Source organism: Sphaerochaeta sp. UBA5849 (assembly GCA_002432715.1).
Classification (GTDB): Bacteria; Spirochaetota; Spirochaetia; order Sphaerochaetales; family Sphaerochaetaceae; genus Sphaerochaeta.
The window spans coordinates 25,841-45,993 of record DJGJ01000021.1 but is presented as its reverse complement, the minus strand read 5'-3'; the positions used below and the strand labels follow the sequence as shown (position 1 = coordinate 45,993).

Annotated in this window: 21 protein-coding genes; 15 read left to right on the top strand and 6 right to left on the bottom strand. The window is 53.4% G+C overall.

Annotation, left to right across the window (positions count from 1 at the left end):
• Positions 1-58: 58 nt before the first annotated feature.
• The 3 genes from B3K89_RS03295 to B3K89_RS03285 form a co-directional block, all read right to left on the bottom strand.
• On the bottom strand, positions 59-928 hold the full coding sequence (locus tag B3K89_RS03295; protein ID WP_345907061.1) for a carbohydrate ABC transporter permease: 870 nt from the start codon (positions 926-928) through the stop codon (positions 59-61).
• A 3-nt stretch (positions 929-931) separates the two neighbouring features.
• Positions 932-1,819, bottom strand: coding sequence for an ABC transporter permease subunit (locus B3K89_RS03290; protein ID WP_293893054.1), 888 nt, complete (start codon positions 1,817-1,819; stop codon positions 932-934).
• A 253-nt stretch (positions 1,820-2,072) separates the two neighbouring features.
• Positions 2,073-2,972 (bottom strand): helix-turn-helix domain-containing protein, encoded by a 900-nt coding sequence (locus B3K89_RS03285; protein WP_293893051.1) that lies wholly within the window; start codon positions 2,970-2,972, stop codon positions 2,073-2,075.
• 68 nt (positions 2,973-3,040) lie between these two features.
• On the opposite strand from B3K89_RS03285, the gene B3K89_RS03280 reads away from it, so the two are divergent.
• Positions 3,041-5,101 carry a DUF5054 domain-containing protein gene (locus tag B3K89_RS03280; RefSeq protein WP_345907060.1) on the top strand — a complete coding sequence of 687 codons (2,061 nt, stop codon included), beginning with the start codon at positions 3,041-3,043 and terminating at the stop codon, positions 5,099-5,101.
• Here B3K89_RS03280 and B3K89_RS03275 read toward each other — a convergent pair.
• Positions 5,098-5,874 (bottom strand): carbohydrate-binding protein, encoded by a 777-nt coding sequence (locus B3K89_RS03275; RefSeq protein WP_293893044.1) that lies wholly within the window; start codon positions 5,872-5,874, stop codon positions 5,098-5,100. The two genes, B3K89_RS03280 and B3K89_RS03275, sit on opposite strands and share 4 nt — an antisense overlap.
• Positions 5,875-5,951: 77 nt before the next feature.
• Here B3K89_RS03275 and B3K89_RS03270 point away from each other — a divergent pair, with 77 nt between their 5' ends.
• The 3 genes from B3K89_RS03270 (at position 5,952) to B3K89_RS03260 (ending at position 8,726) form a co-directional block, all read left to right on the top strand.
• Positions 5,952-6,638 carry an MBL fold metallo-hydrolase gene (locus B3K89_RS03270; RefSeq protein WP_293893041.1) on the top strand — a complete coding sequence of 229 codons (687 nt, stop codon included), beginning with the start codon at positions 5,952-5,954 and terminating at the stop codon, positions 6,636-6,638.
• Positions 6,635-7,006, top strand: coding sequence for a VOC family protein (locus B3K89_RS03265; protein WP_293893038.1), 372 nt, complete (start codon positions 6,635-6,637; stop codon positions 7,004-7,006). The genes B3K89_RS03270 and B3K89_RS03265 overlap by 4 nt, the downstream gene beginning before the upstream one ends.
• Positions 7,007-7,073: 67 nt before the next feature.
• Positions 7,074-8,726 carry a SulP family inorganic anion transporter gene (locus B3K89_RS03260; RefSeq protein ID WP_293893035.1) on the top strand — a complete coding sequence of 551 codons (1,653 nt, stop codon included), beginning with the start codon at positions 7,074-7,076 and terminating at the stop codon, positions 8,724-8,726.
• On the opposite strand, the gene B3K89_RS03255 is transcribed toward B3K89_RS03260, so the two are convergent.
• On the bottom strand, positions 8,719-9,660 hold the full coding sequence (locus B3K89_RS03255) for a helix-turn-helix domain-containing protein (protein ID WP_293893032.1): 942 nt from the start codon (positions 9,658-9,660) through the stop codon (positions 8,719-8,721). The genes B3K89_RS03260 and B3K89_RS03255 overlap by 8 nt on opposite strands.
• A gap of 21 nt (positions 9,661-9,681) precedes the next feature.
• Here B3K89_RS03255 and B3K89_RS03250 point away from each other — a divergent pair, with 21 nt between their 5' ends.
• The gene (locus B3K89_RS03250) at positions 9,682-10,359 is read left to right on the top strand and encodes a fructose-6-phosphate aldolase (protein WP_293893029.1); all 678 of its coding nucleotides are present in this window, start codon (positions 9,682-9,684) and stop codon (positions 10,357-10,359) included.
• A 7-nt stretch (positions 10,360-10,366) separates the two neighbouring features.
• Here the strand turns inward: B3K89_RS03250 and B3K89_RS03245 are convergent, their stop codons facing one another.
• The gene (locus tag B3K89_RS03245) at positions 10,367-10,504 is read right to left on the bottom strand and encodes a hypothetical protein (protein WP_345907059.1); all 138 of its coding nucleotides are present in this window, start codon (positions 10,502-10,504) and stop codon (positions 10,367-10,369) included.
• An 824-nt stretch (positions 10,505-11,328) separates the two neighbouring features.
• Here B3K89_RS03245 and B3K89_RS03240 point away from each other — a divergent pair.
• From B3K89_RS03240 to garR, 10 genes are all read left to right on the top strand, one after another.
• Positions 11,329-12,465, top strand: coding sequence for a sodium ion-translocating decarboxylase subunit beta (locus tag B3K89_RS03240; protein ID WP_293894993.1), 1,137 nt, complete (start codon positions 11,329-11,331; stop codon positions 12,463-12,465).
• Between the two features lie 10 nt (positions 12,466-12,475).
• Positions 12,476-12,601 (top strand): OadG-related small transporter subunit, encoded by a 126-nt coding sequence (locus tag B3K89_RS03235; protein WP_293894990.1) that lies wholly within the window; start codon positions 12,476-12,478, stop codon positions 12,599-12,601.
• Positions 12,602-12,759: 158 nt separating this feature from the next.
• Entirely contained in the window at positions 12,760-13,467 is a 708-nt protein-coding gene (locus B3K89_RS03230) for a FadR/GntR family transcriptional regulator (RefSeq protein WP_293894987.1), read from the top strand.
• 123 nt (positions 13,468-13,590) lie between these two features.
• Positions 13,591-14,661, top strand: a complete 1,071-nt coding sequence (locus tag B3K89_RS03225) for a tripartite tricarboxylate transporter substrate-binding protein (protein ID WP_293894984.1) — start codon at positions 13,591-13,593, stop codon at positions 14,659-14,661.
• A gap of 63 nt (positions 14,662-14,724) precedes the next feature.
• Positions 14,725-15,210 carry a tripartite tricarboxylate transporter TctB family protein gene (locus B3K89_RS03220; RefSeq protein WP_293894981.1) on the top strand — a complete coding sequence of 162 codons (486 nt, stop codon included), beginning with the start codon at positions 14,725-14,727 and terminating at the stop codon, positions 15,208-15,210.
• A gap of 14 nt (positions 15,211-15,224) precedes the next feature.
• Positions 15,225-16,742 (top strand): tripartite tricarboxylate transporter permease, encoded by a 1,518-nt coding sequence (locus tag B3K89_RS03215; RefSeq protein WP_293894978.1) that lies wholly within the window; start codon positions 15,225-15,227, stop codon positions 16,740-16,742.
• Positions 16,743-16,759: 17 nt separating this feature from the next.
• The gene (locus tag B3K89_RS03210) at positions 16,760-17,512 is read left to right on the top strand and encodes an SDR family NAD(P)-dependent oxidoreductase (RefSeq protein WP_293894975.1); all 753 of its coding nucleotides are present in this window, start codon (positions 16,760-16,762) and stop codon (positions 17,510-17,512) included.
• Between the two features lie 28 nt (positions 17,513-17,540).
• The gene (locus B3K89_RS03205) at positions 17,541-18,389 is read left to right on the top strand and encodes a transketolase (protein ID WP_293894972.1); all 849 of its coding nucleotides are present in this window, start codon (positions 17,541-17,543) and stop codon (positions 18,387-18,389) included.
• The gene (locus B3K89_RS03200) at positions 18,386-19,321 is read left to right on the top strand and encodes a transketolase family protein (protein WP_293894969.1); all 936 of its coding nucleotides are present in this window, start codon (positions 18,386-18,388) and stop codon (positions 19,319-19,321) included. Before B3K89_RS03205 ends, B3K89_RS03200 begins: the two co-directional genes overlap by 4 nt.
• Positions 19,322-19,335: 14 nt before the next feature.
• The coding region (garR, locus tag B3K89_RS03195) for a 2-hydroxy-3-oxopropionate reductase (protein ID WP_345907058.1) at positions 19,336-20,153 on the top strand (818 nt) is incomplete at its 3' end.

Genomic DNA, 20,153 nt, shown 5'->3' with positions numbered 1-20,153 from the left:
ATCCTCCTTTTGGATTCATGGTACGTAATAGTCTTTGTCTCTTCGCTGGCGAAGAGTCTTATTCCTTCACCGACCCGATCATAATTCCGCTTGAGAAGAATGACTGGGTGAAAAAGTACAGGACGACCAAGGGAAGGGCGGTCATGACCACCGCAGCCATTTTTGCATTGGCGAAAATGTAGCTGGTTCCCGACGTGGATGTCTGGTCGAACAGGATGTAGCGCAGCACAACCGGCAACGTCCATTTCTTCATGTCACTGATGAGGGTGATGGTCATGGTGATGTTGTTCCACCGCCTGATCAACTCGAGTGTTCCTATGGTCATCAATCCCGAAACCGAAAGGCGCAGATAGATGGAGGAGAAAATCCTCCACTCACCTGCGCCGTCTATGCGTGCCGACTCGGCAAGCGAGAGGGGGATGGCCTGGAAGTAGTTGCGCATCAGAAAGACACTGAATCCGCTGACCATGCCGTTGAGGATGAGCCCTGCATACGTATTGGTTAGACCGAGGTCCCGGTTCACCGCATAGATGCCGATCATGGTAAGCTCATAGGGGACGGTCATGGTGAGCAGGATGAATGTTGTCATGGCCTTGCGAAACGGCAACTTGTTTTGGCAGAGAATATAGCCGGCAAGGGAGGCCATCAGCACATGCAGGACCGTTCCCACCACCGAAACATAGACGGTGTTGAAGAAGGGGCGGGGAAGGTTTGTATGTTTCCAGATGAAAGTATATCCCTCGAAGGTGGGCGGGGTGGGAAGCAACACCAGGCCTGGAGAATCACTCTTTGCCTGGGTGGAGAGCGAAACTGCCAGGACGTTGAGCATGGGAAGTCCCATCAGGACCACCACAAGGACCAGCACCAGGATGTTCAGCACCCTCATGGCAAGGGGTAGATTGTCTTTCTTGCTGAGTCGATTCTTCATCGCCTACTCCTTGTCGTACCCGATGAATTTTCTCATCAGGCCGGTGATCAAGAGGGTGCCTGCCATCACCAGGGTCGCCCCTGCCGATGCAGTTCCGGTTTGGAAGTTGAGGATGCCGGTTTCATATACAAAGAGAAGCAGTGTGCTGATCAGTCTGCGATTGGCAGGATTGACCATGACGTAAATCTCATCGAAGTGGGTGAGCACCCCGATCGAGAGCAAAACGATGATTGTTTTCATGGTGGGAATCAGGGAGGGGAGGATGATCTTGCGGATTTGCATCAAACGCGAGGCACCGTCGATGCGTGCAGCTTCATAGAGCTGCCCTTCGATATTCATGATCGCCACGGTGAAGAGCAGTGCAAAGTATCCCATCGAGCGCCATATCCCCATGGCGATGATCAGGGGTCGGGCAAAGGCGGGGTTTGCGAGAAAGAAAATGGGTTCGGTCCCGAATATTATGGAGAGGAATTGGTTGACCAAGCCCTGCAGGTCGAAGATCAGGACCCAGATGCCTCCGATGACCGCCCAGCTGAAAAGATAGGGTATGTAGGCGATGGTTTGGATGGTCTGCTTGACTGTCCGCTGAACCAGCTCATTGAGAATGAGTGCGAAACCCAGGGAGAAGAAGAAGTACAGCACCATGTCCCATATGCCGATGATCAATGAATTTGTCACCGCAGAAAGGAAGTTGGAGTCCTTGAGCACAAACTTGTAGTTGGCCAGGCCGGCAAACGGCCGATTACCCAAAAGTCTGTTCTCCTGGAAACTCATGATAAGGCCGCGAAGGAATGGATAGTAGGAGAATATGATGAAGTACACGGCTACAGGAAGGAACATGAGGTAGAATATGCGGTATTTCTTCAGCTGCCTTCCCAATGCTTTATTCATAGTACTCCCTGGTTCGCTTGTGTAGACTCTGTGCAGCGTGCGTCTCCAATGCGCACCCTCCGTGCAAAGGCAGTATACCATGGATTATAAAAAATAGACAAATAAAAAGTTGTTAAGATTTCAATTTTTAGACATTTTTAACAATATTTGCCATGTCTTATAGTCATAAAACTATACAATATAGTGAAAAGAGGTTTGTAAAGTATGAAATTTCAGTCAAAAGTCAATTTTATATTTGTAAATTTTTAGACATTTATGTATGATGTATATCGAGCTTCTCCAGAATCTGCCCACGATACACACCAGGTGTAACTCCCTCGGTTTTCCGAAAAACCGTATTGAAGTAACTGGTTGTTGCAAAGCCCAGCTCCTTGGAGATTTCGCTCAGGGAGTATGAGGTTGAGGTGAGCATTTTCTTGGCCTGCTCGATTTTTGCCAACGTGATGAATCGCTTGGTCGAATACCCTTCGGATGCAAACACGATGCGGGAGACTTGTTTCTCGCTGAGGTTCATGAAGGCGGCGATATCGGCAGGGCTGATGGGTCTGAAGATGTTGTCCTCGACAAAATCGGCGATCATATCCATCCTGCTCTTCTCTTTGGCGTTGGATGGATTGGTGTGCAGGCCCATGCTTCGTGCAGCAGCGACCAGGATGGAGGGAACAAGGGAGTGGATGATTATCGAGTAGCCGGGTTTCAGCTCAAGTGCCTCATCGATGGCTTGTTCGAACAGGGCGATGACGCCGCTGGTGTCTTTGACAGGAAGGCAGGCACAGGAGAGGAAGAACTCATGCAGCTGCACCCATTCACTTGCCGATCCTGTGCTCTCTTTTCGAGGACGGAAGGTGCAGTCAAGACTGTACTCGACCAGGTCTTCATCGGAGAGGGACCATTGCTGGTGGTACACACCCGGAGCGGTAAGGTAGAAACTTCCCGCTTCGGCAACGAAGGAGTGAGTGTCGGTGGCGACTGTGCAGGAGCCACGGGCAATGATATGGAATTCAAAACTGGAGTGGGCATGACGTTCAATCTCCCACTGCCCCGATTTTTGCATGATGCGAAACCACTGCACATCGATGGTGAAGCCGGAAAGTTCAATGCTGATGGGAAGCTCAGACAGGCGCCTGGAAGCTTTGTTCAGTTCGGTGTCCACGGTAAATCCTCTCTACGCAGTATGCATTTGTTGGGGCCTTCATGCAAGCAGAAGGAGAGAATCTGAGTATGATCAAAACCGTGCACGTGGTTTTCAAGACCCATTTGGATATTGGTTTTACTGATTTGGCTGCGAGAACCATCGAACGGTATCACAAGCAGTTCATCCCCCAGGCGATCAGGGTGGCAAAGCAACTGCGTGATGCACACGCAAATGAGCGCCTGGTTTGGACAACCGGCAGTTGGTTGGTCAAGAACTACCTGCAGCATGCAGATGAGCAGGATCGGGCTTTGTTCGTTGAAGCGATTGAGGCGGGTGACATCACCTGGCACGCCCTGCCGTTCACCACGCATACGGAATTGATGAACAGCAGTTTGGCTGAGTATGCACTCTCCTTGTCAAAGAACCTCGACGCCCGGTTCGGACATGCAACAATTGCAGCCAAAATGACGGATGTCCCCGGTCATACCCTTGCCTTGGTTCCCTACCTTGCAAAAGCCGGGGTGCAGTTTCTCCACATCGGGGTCAACGGAGGGTCTCCTCTGCCCGATGTGCCTCCTCTTTTTGTGTGGAAGGCTCCCACGGGAGAGGAGGTGATGGTTCAGTACGATGCCTCCTACGGCTCCTCGGAGCCGATTGGAGAACTGCAGGATGTCCTGGTCATCGAGAACAGTGCCGACAACGCTGGACCGCCTGACGTCCGGCAGGTGTACGCCGTCTTTGAAACGTTGAGAAAAAAATATCCTGGAGCAACGATTCAGGCAAGCGATCTCTCTTCGTATGCCCGTGCCATCCTTCCATTCAAGCATACGCTTCCTGTAGTAAAAGCCGAGATCGGGGATACCTGGATACATGGCATAGGCAGCGACCCTTACAAAGTCAGGTGTTTGAAACGCCTGCTTGCGTGGGCGAAGACGAAACCCGACGTGCTGGGTAGCGACTGTTTCATGGATCAGCTCTTGATGATATGCGAGCATACGTGGGGCATGGATTTCAAAAAGTACCTGGGCGATTACACCAACTATGCTATCGATGATTTCCACCGGGCGCGGGAGTTGGATGTAGTCTCTGCATCAGCTGTTTCTCCCGCCTACCAATTCATAGAAGCATTCGCCCAAAAAGAGTATGCCCACATCTTCGGAACACAGGACCAACGACGATCGACACGCAGGTATTCAGTCTTTTCCCTCAGTCATCAGGAACAGAGGTCGTATCTGGATGAAGCGGTTGCTTCGCTTCCTCACAACCTGCAGATTGAGGCAATCGATGTCCTGAAACCGCTGGACATCAGGACTGCTTGCAATCAAACAGCGGCAAATCGGCTATCGTCACATACGCCTATCCGGATTGGATCGTCTCAGGTTGTCGTTGCCGATGACGGCAGCATAGCCTCGCTGCGTACTGCAGACGGGACTGAATCAGTCAAGGGGGAGGGTATCGGGGCATACCGATATGAGAGCTTCAGTGCCGAGGATTACGATGCCTTCCATCACCAGTACAACCGCAACTTTGATGCAGGCAGGGATTGGATTCTTGCAGACTATGGCAAGCCTGGCATGGAGGCTGTACAGCCGAAGGTCGAGCATCGCCTCTGCAAGGGGAGACTGAAAAATCTGGTTCGATTGGATGGTCCTGCAACGGTTGAGCTTTGTGCTACGCTTGAGGCTGAGGAGGAGAGTCCGAGGGGGGCGCCGAGATGCGTGCAGATTTTGTATCGATTCAGCAAGGAGGGAAAACTTCTTGAAATGACGCTTGCCTGGAGCAGGAAGGAGGCGACCCGCCTACCCGAGGCTCTGTGGCTGTCGGTGGGGTTGCAGACCGAAGCCGGGGGGACCTGGCGCATGCTCAAGCTCTCTCAGGAACTGCCTTTGGATTCGACTGTCTCAAAAGGGGCCCGGTCGATCCACGCCGTTGAAGGTCTTGTGTATGAAAACAAGGGGAGGAGACTGCTTGTTGAAAACCTCGATTCCCCGTTGGTTTCACTTAGCCGAAGGAAGCTGCTCTGCTTCGATGATGAACTGCCCCAAGTCGATGGAGTTTTTCATTTCAACCTGTACAACAACATCTGGAACACCAACTTCCCCCTTTGGTATGAGGAGGATGGCCAAAGCACCATTCGCTTTACCTAGGCTTCGACACCCCAGACTTCAAGTTGGGTGAGGGCCGGGAAGGGGGAGGGGTCGCTCGCTTCCTTCTTCAGGTCATGGAGGGTGAGGCTGGTCACCACCGCCGGCTTGATCGGAAAGCGTTGGGGAAGGGGATCCTTCTGGAGCTGAAAGACATGCGTCCGGCCTTCGTTGTCGGTCGCCTTCGCTTCGGTCCACCAGCTGTCATGCGGCCAGTCGGCGCGGATGGTCAGCCTGATCTCATCAATGAGAACAGGTCTGCCGAAGTCGAGGGTGAGCTCGGCCTTGGGGTCGCGGTTTATTCCCCAGCTCTCAAAGGGATACTCTCCATGGCTGTGGTTGGTGAAGTTCCCGTCGATTGCATTGCGTGCTGCAAAGACCATCTCCCCGCGCGTCTCCACATTGGCCTTTGCGTGGGGGAACAGGCCGCTGGTGCGATGGTGGTCGTACGGATTGAGGGCAAGGTTTCTTCGACCGGCTTGTCCGGCCTTGGAAAGGGTGAGCAGATGCATGCCGCCCGAGAAAGCCTGGGCTGGATAGCAGGTGCGCTGTGCAGGCTGGCACGGGATGGCATAGCGGGCTTCTTCCTTGAGATAGACAATATGGCTGCCCAAAGACTCGTCAAGCTGGATCTGGTAGAGGCCGCAGTGGGGGACATGGATGACTATCTGGTCTCCCTCGTTGTAGCCAGTTTGGTGCACCAAGGCGCATCCATACCCACTTGCTACACTCTTTCCTACTACGTTTCGATCCTTGTCCTGAATTTCAAGGTGCATATGCTTCCTCCCGATTGCCCACTATAGCATATGTGCCCTTACTTGACAGCAAGCTTTTGTTCGTCCATGGTTATAGTATGAATTGCACATACCTATTTCATAGCACCTTTCTGCTCGAAGCAGAGCATGCGTTGCTCCTCTTCGATTACACAGGAGGGCCTTTGGAGCTTCCGGATGAGAAGAAGTGCCTGTTGGTGTTTTCCAGTCATCGGCATGGAGACCACTTCAACGAGGCGATTTTCTCTCTTGCCCAAAGGCAGGGGGGGCCTACGGTGTTCATTCTCTCTTCCGATATCGCCACCCACCTGGTGCCGCACCATGTACAGGTCCGTTGGATGGGAAGCTATGAGGAGATCAGCATCCATGATGTGGCGGTCAGGACCCTGGCTTCCACCGACGAGGGTGTTGCTTTTGTCATACAGGCCGAGGGCAGGACCATTTACTATGCAGGGGATCTCAACCACTGGCATTGGGAGGGTGAGAGTGAGGCTTACAACCAACAGATGAAGCGTGATTACCACGCTGAACTCAAGTTGCTTCCCACCAAGCTCGACATTGCATTCGTACCTGTGGACCCACGGCTCGGACCTTTCTACAGCCTGGGGGCGAAGGACCTCGTAGAGAGGGTGAAGGTCAAGACCCTGATCCCCATGCACTTTTGGAAGGATAGCTCAGTGTGTGCAAACCTGAAGGCCGAGCTGAAAGATACGGGTGTAGAGGTACTGCAACTCACAAACGAAATACAAACCTGGAGGAATCTATGAAATTCACATTCGCCCATAATAATTTCAATGTCACCGATTTGGATAAGTCTCTTGCTTTCTATAAGGAGGCTCTTGGCTTGGTCGAGGTCCGACGCAAGGTCGCCGCCGACAACTCCTTTATTCTTGTTTTCCTTGGTGATGGACAATCGAAGCATCAGCTGGAGCTTACCTGGTTGCGCAATTGGGAGAAAGGCACCTACAATCTGGGGGACAATGAGTTCCATTTGGCTTTCGAGGTTGATGACATGGAGGCCGCCCGTGCCAAGCATCGTGCTATGGGGTGCATCTGTTATGAGAATACCAACATGGGCATTTATTTCATCGTGGATCCCGATGGATATTGGTTGGAGATTGTGCCCAAGAAGTAAGAAAGCAGCACTTTCAGTCACTTGAGCTAGTGAAGCGAAAGTTCTATGCTTGGCCCATAATCATACAATGGTAGTTATGGGGGTGGGTGGGGTGCGTGAAAGTAGCTTGCTGAGCAATTTCGCCTTTTTCAAGGATTTGTCGCGTGAGTTCTCTGATTATTCCGTGACCAAATTATCCAAGGACATCCTGGCAGGACTGACGGTTACCGCCGTTGCCCTGCCGCTGGCCCTTGCCTTCGGAGTGAGTTCTGGCTTGGATGCTGCCAGCGGTCTGATCACCGCAATTCTGGCAGGATTCATCATTGGGGCTCTGGGTGGAGCTTCGTTCCAGATTTCAGGGCCCACGGGGGCCATGGCTGCCATTCTGGTCAGCCTGGTTGCCCGCCACGGCGCCGAAGGAGTCTTCATTGCAGGGTTCCTCAGCGGTCTGATTCTCCTGGCAGCGGCCTATCTGAAAGTAGGATCTTTGGTCTCCTACATCCCCAGCCCGGTTGTTACCGGCTTTACCAGTGGGATTGCCGTCATTATCGCCTTGGGCCAAATCGACAACTTTTTTGGAACAGTCAGCAGCGGGGAAAGTGCGCTGGCCAAGCTGCTCTCCTATACTTCGCTGGGATTTCCCATCGACCTCGCTACTTTGGGCTATGGCTTGTTTGTGGTGCTGCTCATGATTCTCTGGCCTAAGAAATGGAATGCCAGATTCCCTGCAAGTCTGCTTGGCATCATCATCACCTTGGTCGTGCAGATGCTTCTTGACCTTCCGGTGAAGGAAGTCGGCCTGATTCCCCGTTCTTTGATGGGCGAGAACAGATTGCATTTGTTCGCGCTTCCCATCCGGGAGTTGACCCAATACATCTCCCCGGCAATTTCCATTGCAGCACTCGGCATGGTGGAAAGCCTGCTCTGCGGCAGCTCCGCCGGGAAAATGAAGGGAGAGAAGCTCAATGCCACCCGTGAACTGTATGCCCAGGGCATCGGCAATGTCATCATCCCCTTCTTTGGAGGAATTCCTGCCACAGCAGCAATAGCCCGTACTTCGGTGGCTATCAAGAGCGGGCAGCAGACTCGTCTGACAGGTATCGTCCATGCAATCGGGCTGTTGGCCTCGATGTTCCTGCTCTCACCCTATATGAGCAGGATTCCTCTAGCTTCCTTGGCCGGCGTGTTGATGGTAACTGCTTGGAGAATGAACGAGTGGCACTCCATTCGTCAGATTTTCTCCAAGAAGATCAAGACTTCGATGGCCCAGTTCCTTATAACCATGGTGGCGACGGTGGTCTTCGATCTTACCATCGCCATTCTCATCGGTCTGATTTTCTCCATGGTGATGTTCATCATCCGAAGCCATCATATCTCAATCGAGGTTGATCCAGTCACCCCCGAACTCGGAACCTACGATGCTGCTACAAAGGTTGTGTATGTTGATGGTTCGCTGTTCTTCGGCAGCCAAGACCAACTGACCAAGGTTGTGGAGAACTTGCTTGCCGAAGGAGTCGGCCGCATCATATTCAGTCTCCGCGGCGTGCACACCATCGATCACAGCTCCATCAATGAGTTTGTCGAGATTGTGAACATGTGCAGGAAGAACTCCGTTGATGTGCTGTTCTGTGGTCTGCAGCCTTCGGTGCAGTCGCTGATGAAGCGTCTCGGTTTCTACGAGTTGGTAGGACAGGACAAGTTCTTCTCGTCGGCTGTGACAGCCTTGGAGTCGCTTACGTAAAGCGGCTGGTGAAGATGCGTTGGTACTGCTTGGGGCTCATCCCCATGACCTTGCGGAACTGGCGGGAGAAGTAATTCGGGTCTTTGAACCCGCATGCCTCACTGACCTGTCCCATGGACAAGCCTCGTTCCTGGATGAGCGAGCATGCGTAGGCGATGCGCTTGTGGATGTGAAACTCAATCGGCGAGAGGCCGGTGCTCTGCTTGAAACAGCGGTTGAGCGTGCTGGTGCTCATGTTTGCAATGGTGACAAGGTCCTCGGTTGTAAGGGCCTTGTCGAGGTTTCCGTCCATGTAGGAGATCACTTCCCAAAGCCTGCGGGCGGTTTGATTGGTCTCCCGGGGGGTTTGATCGTAAATGCGCGATAGTTGCACAAGCAACTCGATGAGGTAGGCATAGGCGAGCGTTCTCGAGCCTGAGCCATAGCTTTGGTCGTCGGCTTCCTTCTCCATGAGCTGGACCAAGGGTATGAGCTCCGCAATCTGGGAGGGGGAAAGGGTAAGTCCTTCGATGCGTTCCGATTGCAGGAATAGGGAACAGAACCCGGGCAGCTCCGTGAGGTCGAGGGCGTGTCGGGTGATGAGGTTTCGCCCATAGAGAATATTGTACAGGACAAGGTTTTCAACATCCTTGTACCCGTGTTCAACTCCGGGGGGGATGAAGAATACGGAGCCTTCACGTAGCGGCATCTGCTCGGTGGCTGTGAAGTTGACGCCCCTGCCGCTGATGACGACGACCAACTCATGAAATTCATGGCTGTGGAGCCGGTAGGGCAGCTCGGGATCGCGCTTGATCACTTTCAGCTGCATCGTAGGCTCATAGAAGAATGAATTTTCGGTAAGGATGGTCTCACTCATGCCGAAATGGTTGTCCATACCCATCTGTTTGTCAAGAACCGATAGCAGGGAGTTGTCCAGTTTTATATTGTGTGACACACTGCATACAGAGGTATTGCCATGGATTTGTTGCTTGATACTGCTGATCTTGCTGAAGTGGAACATGCGCTGCAATGCTACCCGATCAAGGGAGTCACCACCAATCCAACGATGCTCTCGCGCTTGGCCCAAACGCATGTTATGTCGCATCTGAAAGCTCTTCGGACTCTGATAGGGGAAGAACGGGACTTGCATGTGCAGCTGATGGCTGCTGACCACCAGACGATGATCAGGGAAGCCCACCACTTGGTATCAGAGTTGGGTGAACGGACCTTCATCGCCGTTCCGGTAACCGAGGTCGGTCTTTCGGTCATCAAACAGCTGGCCCAAGAGGGCTTGAACATTACTGCTTCCACCGTATTCTCCACTATGCAGGGCATTCTTGCGATGCTCAGCGGAGCGCGGTATGTCGCCGTTTTCTATGACCGGATGCTCAACCTCGATATCGAGGCGGCAAGGGTCATCAAGGAACTGGCGGGACTGCTTTGGACGAATACAAGCTCAACTCAGGTGCTGGCTGCAAGCTTTCGCAATGTTGCGGAGGTGACCACCGCCTATGCAAGTGGAGCAGGGTGCTGCACCGTCAAACCTCAGCTGCTCTCAACAGGCCTTGCCATGCCGTCGATCCAGAAGGCAGTGCAGGACTTTGCCGATGATTGGCAAAAGGTGTACGGGGATAAGACGCTGTTGGATCTCTAGTTCAGACTCAAAATTTCATCATTCCCCACCGCCCGATGGTCTCAAAGCCCAGTTGGTGATAGATGGCACCTGCCAGGGGATTGTCGTAGAACAGGCAGAGAAAACTCAAACCGTCGGTGAAGCACTGGGAGCATAACCTGATCATTACCTGTGAGGCATACCCACGGTTGCGATAGGATGGATGGGTNNGTGGCAACGCCGATGATCATCGCTCCGTGTTGTGTTTTTGCGGTGATGTTGGCCATGCAGACAAGGACGTCCCCATCGAAGATGCCGTAGCCGAGGCCTCCGCTTTCCAAGAGTTCGCTTGTCTGTCTCAGTTTCTCCTGCTCGTGCTCGATGTAGGGCTTTGCAAACTCCTCTATCTGCTTGTAGAGGTCGATGATTGATTGGGCGTCATTCGGCACAAGCCTGGCGATTGTATGCCTGGGAGCCTGCATCTTGAAGCCTTCCTTGTTGAGCCTGCACAAGTACGTGCCCTGCACCTTGACCTGAGGAAAGTATGGCTGAATATCCAGCAATATCTCCTCCTTGGCGCTGAGGCAGAGCATATGCTGCTGCTTCAGGAAGGCTGCAACCCGGCTCAGGTTTCCGCCGGGTTTGTTGCAGGTGATCATATAGTTCTCGTAGTAACGCAAAACCAGGTAGTCCCAGTCATCACCGAAAGCGTACATGGACACGATGTCGCCATCCAACCCGTAGTTTTCGATATCGCCTTCAATGAAAAGATTGACCTCTTTTTCCTCAGCAATATACCTCAACACTGCCGGAATATCTTTGTATGTCAGTTTCTTGGGTGTGTACATGGAGCTACTATACGACAGCACGCAAGGCAATTCAATTGCCTGGTGAATATGGTATTTGTTTGACCAATTCTCTTGGACACTCTATGATGAATGACGTTGGGGGAGCTTCATTGCCATCGTGCGAAGTCAACTTCTCCCCCCATTCTTCTACTGGAGGTTCACTATGGACTTCTTGTTGGACGGACTGCTCGCCACGACCTGGAAGCAACTGGTAATGTTTGGCGTGGGCGGTCTTCTCATTTATCTTGCAATTGCAAAGAAGCTTGAACCCTCGTTGTTGCTTCCCATGGGGTTCGGTGCGATTCTGGTCAACCTGCCGTTCAGCGGTGCGGTTACCCAGATGATGGTTGGCATCGGTGAAGTACCAGGCATTCTTGACTGGCTCTTCCACCTCGGCATCGAGGCGGCGGAGGCCATGCCGCTGCTGCTCTTCATCGGCATCGGGGCGATGATCGACTTCGGTCCGCTGTTGGCCAATCCGAAGCTCATCCTCTTCGGGGCTGCCGCCCAGTGGGGCATCTTCGCCACTATAAGCCTTGCCACCTTGATGGGCTTCAGCCTCGTCGATGCCGCCTCCATCGGCATCATCGGGGCCGCCGACGGGCCGACATCCATTCTGGTCTCACAGGTATTGGGAAGTACGTATATCGGGCCCATTGCCATTGCCGCCTACTCCTATATGGCCTTGGTGCCCATCATACAGCCCTTTGCCATCAGGCTGGTGACAACCAAGAAAGAGCGGATGATCAAAATGCCGTACAATCCCCGCTCGGTATCCAAGCGCTCCAAAATCTTCTTCCCGATCATTGTCACCGTGGTTGCCGGCTATGTTGCCCCAGCCTCTGTTTCGCTGGTGGGGATGCTGATGTTCGGCAATCTCATTCGTGAGTGTACGGTACTGGACACCTTGTCCACTGCGGCACAGACAGTATTGGTCAACCTTATCACCCTGTTGCTTGGTATTACCATCGCTTCCACCATGAAGGCTGATGCATTTGTGACGGTGCAAACGGTTATGATCATGGCCCTGGGGCTTCTGGCCTTCGTATTCGATACGATAGCCGGGGTGGTGTTTGCCAAGATTCTCAACCTGTTCGTCAAGCAGAAGGTCAATCCGATGGTAGGGGCTGCCGGTATTTCAGCCTTCCCGATGTCAGCGCGTGTCATCCAGAGGATGGGGCAGCAGGCTGACCCGCAGAACCACCTTTTGATGCATGCAGTCGGGGCGAACGTAGCAGGACAAATTGCCTCGGTCATTGCCGGTGGTGTCATCCTGGGCTTGGTCCCGGGTCTGCTGTAAGGAGGGGAATATGAATACTATATTTGGCAAGTCATTGACCCTAATGGCACAAGGAATGGTGGGCATATTTGTTGTGATTCTCATCATCTTCTTTGTGCTGTTGGCTTTGGGGAAAAACAAGAAAACAAAAGAATAGGAATTCTTCTGGGAGGGAAGTAACATTCCCTCTCTATTAGCCGATATCGATAACTCTGTATCGATATATTTATACGCTATAAGCAATTTGCAGTAAAAAGTTGTTGACATCCTGTACTTGTATGATAACCTATGAGCATCAAGGCTTAGGGGGTTTGGATGCCGCTACACAGTACCATGAAAATCGTCAAGCAGCAGAAGGTGTCCTCCCAGGTCTATGATCAGCTGCTTGAACGCATCAAAAACCACAAGTGGGAAGAGGGGACAAGACTCCCCTCGGAGAACGAGCTCCGCCTGGAAATGGGTGTGAGCCGTATCAGCATTCGAGAAGCCATGCAAAAGCTGACCGCCCTCGGCATCGTGGAAACACGACAGGGGGAAGGATCCTTCGTCAAGAAGGCTACCAGTGACAGCTACAAGGACATGATGCTTCCGATGTTCATGATCAACAAGAATTCGCTTGAGGAAATCCTCGAGTATCGAATGGTGATGGAGGTTGGTGCAACCGAGATTGCAGCAACTCGCATCACTGCTTCCGAGTTGGCTGAGATGGAAGCCATTGTACAACGCATGGAACAAAACACCAGTGATGTGAAGACTTTTTCGCATGACGACCTGATGTTCCATATGGCGATCTCGAAGGCAACCAAGAATCAGATGCTGATAAATGTTTCCATGTTCATGCAGGATCTTTTGGCTGCAAGCATGGAATCCATTGTTACCCACTTGGGAATGAAGGACGGAAAATACTTTCACCGTCTAATCCTCGAAGAATTGAAGAAAGGGAACAGGGTAGGGGCGGTGGCGGCCATGCGCGAGCACGTGGCCAAGACGGTTGACCGGGTTTCTGAGCTCTCAGAGCTCTAGTCGAAACAAGAAAACGTTAAAATGTTGTCTTGTATTAGATTGCAGTAACTCATAAGACAACATACAACTAACTTGAGGATCCCTGCGGCTTGTGCCGTAGAATATAAAAAGGAGAGTTTTGTTATGAAGAGAAACAAGATTCTGGTAGTACTTTGTGTACTGTTGGTTGCATCCTCATTCCTGTTCGCTCAGGCAACCGGTGAGACTGCCGGTACGAAGCTGTGGCCGAAAACCCAGCCGGTCGTGTATGTCGGATTCGGAGCAGGCGGTGGTACCGATACCGCAGTCCGTCCTGTTATCGCAAAGATGGAAGAGTACCTTGGCGAGACCATCAACGTAGTCAACCAGGCCGGAGCCTCTTCGGCAGTTGCAGCAAACACAGTCATGTACAGCAAGCCGCATGATGGCTACAGCATGTTTGCAACCGGCAGCGCTCCGATTTCCGGGTTCCGTGTAATGGGCACCAGTGAAACCTTCTGGGGAGATTGGGCTTCCTTCCACCCGTACATGGGAGCAGCAGTCCTTATCGTACGCAGTGATTCCCCGATCAAGACCTATGACGAGGCTATGGCCTACCTGAAGACCAAGAAAGTCAATTTTGCCATCAGTGGATTCGGTGTCGGACCTCACGTACTGTTTGAAGCGGTGCGCGACATCGCCGGTGTTGCTGCTCCGAACTACATGACTGCTGGTTCCTGCCGACAGGCCGCTATCAACATCATTGCCGGTGATGCTGAGATCTCCATGGCTACCTTCAGTTCGGTCATCGACTTCATCAAGGCAGGTCAAATTCGCGCTCTTGCAATCACTGATACCAAGGATTATACCGAATTTGGTATGAATATTCCTTCTATCACCAAGGTGCAGAAGAATGCAGAAAACATCCCCTTGCTCAGTGAGACATGGCCGATCCTGATCCCCCGTGATGCTCCCAAGCATATCATCGACAAACTGACCGAGGCTTTCTACTGGGCCGTCAAGCAGCCCGAAATCGTGGACTATGCAAAGAACCAGGGCCTCGTAATCGCCGGGTATGCCGGAGAAGATGCCGACAAGTTCCTTGCCATCCAGGAAGCCGGTTACGCTTGGACCCTGCACAATGTAGGTTCGACCGTTGAAAGCCCTGAGAAGTTTGGGATTCCCAAGCTCGCTGATTTCAATTGGGACGTGGCAAAGCAGAAAATCAAGAAATAAGGCTGCCTGCCGTGGGGATGGGATACTCCATCCCCACCATTGTTCCACATAAAGGATAATTGCATGAGTCAGTTGAAAAAAACTACAACATCCGACCTTGTCATGGGCGTATTGCTCTTTGCCTTCGGTATCTTTCTTGTCGTCGAATCATTGGGGATGAAGGTGTACAACTCGTTTCTTGACGCACCCGGCTTCTTTCCCTTGATCCTGGGAATCATCTTTATCGTATTCGGTCTTGTCATGTTCATCGGTGCCTTGCGGGGCGGCAGTGTCGAAGCTGCAAAAAACACCTTCACAAAGGCTGCTCTAACGACACTCTTTCTGAATCCGCAAAGCAAGCGGGTTGTCATTCTCTCCTTCTTCATGGTGGTCTATATCTTTGGACTCATCGGAAGAGTCCATTTCGCCATTGCCACGTTCTTGTACCTGTTTGTGACCTTTTTCTATTTGAAATCCACGACGTTGGTGAAGAACATCATCATCTCAGCCATTTCTGCATTGGTCATCGGTGCAGTCTTCCAGTACGTCTTTAAAATTCCTCTTCCCTAAGGCAAGGAGAACTTATGTTTGAAGCATTCGCACAACAATTGGCCCTGTTCGGATCCGCTGCCTCCCAAGCATTCGGATTCCCTCAGGTGTTTGTAACCATGATTGCCACCGTTGCAGGTATTGTCGTAGGCGCAATACCAGGCCTTACTGCAACCATGGCTCTCGCTTTGTTGATCAACCTGACCTACTCCATGCAGCTTCCTGTTGCAGTGGCCTTCCTCTTGGGGGTCTATGTGGGGGCGGTCATGGGCGGTTGTTACTCAGCAATCATGATCAACATCCCCGGAACACCCTCTGCAGCAGCAACTGCACTGGATGGATTCATTCTTGCCAAAAAGGGGCATGGCGGACAAGCAATCGGAGTAGGTGTCATAGCCTCTTTCATCGGAACCTTGTTCTCCATCGTCATCCTTATCTTTTTGACTCCGTTCCTCTACAAGATCGCCTTGAAGTTCGGCCAGTGGGAGTACTTCCTCATCTCCGTCTTCGGCATCATGATCTGCGGAAACCTCTCGACCCAGAGCACTCCGATCAAGGGGTGGATTGTCGGCTTCCTTGGCTTCTTCACCGCCATGATCGGTCTGGACGCCGTATACGCCTACCCGCGTTTCACCTATGGCAGCTACAGCCTCATGGGCGGCATCTCCTTGATACCGGCTCTCATTGGCGTATTCGGTATTTCTGAGATTCTCTCCGTGCTCCAGGAGGATGTGCCTTACTCCATAGAGAGCCAGCTGGGGCGTGTGCTTCCTTCCAAGGATATGGTCAAGGATATCGTTCATACGGCAGTCCGTTCCGGTTTGATCGGCTGCGGTATCGGAGCGGTTCCCGGAGCAGGTGAGGACATCGCCGCCTGGGTATCCTATGATGTCGGCAAGCGGCGAAGCAAGAAAGGACATCTGTTTGGAAAGGGAAGCTACGAAGGCTTGGCCTCGGCCGAGACGGCGAACAACGCGTGTATCGGTGGTGCCATGATTCCCCTGCTCACCCTCGCCATCCCCGGCTCTCCACCGGCTGCCATGTTCCTTGCCGCCATTTGGCTGCACGGGATCAAACCCGGTCCGATGTTGGCCCTGGAGTCTCCGGACTTCCTCTATCTGACGGCAATTACCTTGATCATTGCAACATTCTCCATGCTGGTTTTCGGCCTCGCACTAGTGAAGCCCATGGTCAAGATTTTGAAAATCAACCGAAAGATCCTGATGCCGATCATCGTTCCCTTGACCGTCATCGGTGCCTATGCGGGCAACGTGAACACCTTTGACATCGCGGTCATGTTCGTATTCGGTATCCTGGGATACATTTTGCGCAAGCTCAACTACCCGATGGCGCCGCTGGTGCTCGGCATCATTCTTGGCCCCACGGCCGACATCAGCTTCCGCCAGGCACTGATGCAGGGACAAGGATCGATCATCCCTCTGCTTGGACGGCCGGTGGGTATTGTTCTGATGGTCGCAATTGTTTGGATCTTATATGCAGGCATCAAGAACAGCAGATTGCAAAAGGATGACGGCAGCATAAGCGCCGCCTGAGAAGAAGGAGAACGGGTGTGAATGTACGAAATAAAGTCATCCTGGTAACCGGCGGAGCCGGTGGATTGGGAGCGGAGATGGTTCAGCTGCTGTGTGAAAACGGGGCAAAGCTCTACATCCTGGATCTGGACGTCCAGAAGGGAGAGGAGCTCGAGAAGCGTATGAAAAAGCTCTCCTACAGCGCCACCTTTCTCAAGCTGGACCTTACCAGCGAGGAAGCTTGGCAGGATGTTGTTGCTCGGATTGTCGATAGAGAAGGCCGCATCGATGTGCTGGTGAACAATGCAGGCATCAATATCCGAAAACCCATCGAGGAGATGAACTTCTCCGAGTTCAACACCATGATGGCTGTCAATGTCGGCAGTGTGTTCCTCGGAACCAAGTATGTGCTGCCCGTCATGCGGAAGCAGGGCGGCGGGGCGATCATCAACACTTCTTCGGTGTGCGGCCTCATCGGCCACCGCTACACCCCCGAGGCGTACACGACGACCAAGGGAGCGGTGACGCTGCTGACCAAGGCGATCGCAAGCCGCTACGGCCATGAGAACATCCGCTGCAACTCGATTCATCCGAGTACGGTGGACACCCCCTTGGTGCAGGAGATGTTCAAGGATCCGGTAAAGAAACAGCAGCGGCTGGACGAGGTTCCACTCGGCCGCCTTGCAACCTCCAGGGATGTGGCTAATGCAGTATGGTACCTTGCAAGTGACGAAGCATCGTTCATAAACGGGATAGCCCTGCCGGTGGACGGCGGGGTGACCTGCTGCTGAGAAATTCAAAGTTAGGTAGGAGAATACCATGGAATATTCAGAAGAACTCGTGAGGGAGCTGAAACGCAAGGCGATTCAGGTACGCGCCAACATCCTTGAGATGATACCCCCGGGAAAGGTGGGACATCTCGGCGGCAGCAGCTCGATAGCCGATGTGATGGCCACCCTCTATTTTCATACGATGAGAATCAACCGCAACGATCCCAAGGATCCAAGCCGCGACCGCCTGATCATGAGCAAGGGCCATGCGGTGCTGGTGCAGTACGCATGCCTGGCCGAGCTGGGTTACTTTGACCGCAGCGAGCTTGGGAAGGTGAAAACCTTCACCGGCATCCTGCAGGGGCACCCCGACATGGATAAGACACCCGGCATCGAAGCGGTAACCGGCTCGCTCGGACAGGGTCTTTCGGTCTCTCTGGGCGTCGCCCTGGGCCTCAGGCTCGATGGAAGCAAAAGCCGCGTGTACGCAATTCTGGGTGACGGCGAACTTGCCGAAGGCCAGATTTGGGAGGCCGCGATGGCCGCTGCAGTCTACAAGGCAAGCAACCTGACGGCCGTTATCGACTGGAACGGTGTGCAGGCAACCAGCACGACTGCCGAGACTTTCCCAATTGAAAACCTAGTAGAGAAGTGGAAGGCCTTCGGATGGAACGTCATCGAGATTGACGGGCACGACATGGTGCAGGTGCTGGGTGCCCTTGATGCAGCAAAAGCCTATACACAAGGACCGACGGCAATCCTTGCCCATACGATCAAGGGCAAGTGCTTCCCGTTCGCTGAAGGAAAGGCGAAGTATCACAATGCTGCCATGAATGAAGAAGAGTACAAGATTGCATGGCAGTGCATCGAGAACATGAAGCGGGAGGTAGAGGCATGAGAACCAGCGACAGCTTGAGAAAAACCTACGGCGAGACTCTCGTCGAACTGGGTGAAAAGAACACCGATATCGTGATGCTCGAAGCCGACTTGGGCAATTCGACTATGTCCAGCCTGTTTGGGAATATGTATCCCGAGCGGTATTTCCAGATGGGAATCGCAGAGCAGAACATGGCCAGCGTTGCCGCAGGCCTTTCGCTTACCGGCAAGATCCCGTTCATCAACTCCTTTGCCGTCTTTGCTTCCGGCCGTGCCTACGACCAGATCCGCTCTTCGATTACCATTGCAAGCCTGAATGTGAAGATTTGTGGTTCGAGCGCGGGTCTTTCCGACTTCGGCGACGGCAAGACGCACCAGAGCATCGACGACATTGCCCTGATGCAGGTGCTGCCGCACATGACCGTGCTATCTCCTTGTGATGCAGTGGAGACCGAACAGATGGTCAAGGCGATGGTAGAGTCAAAGGGGCCGATGTACATCCGCATCAACCGCAACGACCTGCCGGTGGTCACCAATCCCGATGCCGAGTATCACATCGGCAAGATGACACAGGTCGTCGAAGGCAAGGATGTGGTGGTTTTTGCCACCGGCATCATGGTCCAGCAGTCCATACAGGCTGCCAGGCAGCTTGAACAGGAAGGAATCAGCGTCAGGGTGGTCAACGTCAGCACCATCAAGCCGCTCGATACCGAAGCGCTTCTGGGTTTCTGTGAAGGGGTCAAGGCGGTGGTGACTGCCGAAGAGCACAGCATCATCGGCGGGCTCGGGAGCACCGTGGCAAGCGCCCTGTCCAAGACACGCCTGCCGTTGGACATCATCGGGGTGGACGACCGGTACGGTACATCGGCGGAGAATTACACCATCCTGCTCAAGCACTACGGTCTTGAGAGCCAGGATGTCGCATCAAGAATCAGGGCAATCCTGACTGTATAACAAGGAGTTCCTGCATGAAGATAGGATTCATCGGACTGGGGATCATGGGCAAGCCCATGGCAAAGAACCTGCTCAAGGCGGGCCACGAGGTGGTCTGCTACGATGTGGTGAAAGAGAATGTTGAGAATGTGGTTGCAGCCGGGGCGAAGGCCGGCAAGAGTGCGGCAGACGTGGCGGGCCAGGTGCCTTTGGTGATCACGATGCTGCCCAACAGCCCGCACGTCAAGAGCGTGGTGATGGGCGAGGGCGGTGTGCTCGAGGGGGCGAAGGAGGGCCTGATCCTGATCGACATGTCCTCGATCGCCCCGCTGGCCAGCCAGGAGGTGGAGAAGGCCTGCGCGAGCAAGAAGGTGCGGATGCTTGACGCCCCGGTCTCCGGCGGCGAGCCGAAGGCTGTGGACGGGACGCTTGCGATCATGGTCGGCGGCCAGGAGGAGCTGTTCGAGGAGGTGAGGGACATCCTGCTGGTGATGGGCTGTAGTGCGGTGCACTGCGGTCCGATCGGGGCGGGCAACACGACCAAGCTGGCCAACCAGGTCATCGTGGCGCTGAACATCGCCGCCGTAGCCGAGGCGTTCACGCTGGTGCGCAAGGCGGGGGTGGACCCGCACCTGGTGTTCGAGGCGATCAAGGGGGGGCTTGCGGGCAGCACGGTGATGAACGCGAAGGCGCCGATGATGATGGACGGCAACTTCAAGCCGGGCTTCAAGATCGACCTGCACATCAAGGACCTGGCAAACGCGCTTGACACGGGCCACGGGGTGGGAAGCCCGCTTCCCCTGACGGCCCTTGCGCGGGAGATGATGGAGACGCTGCACGCCGACGGCTTCGG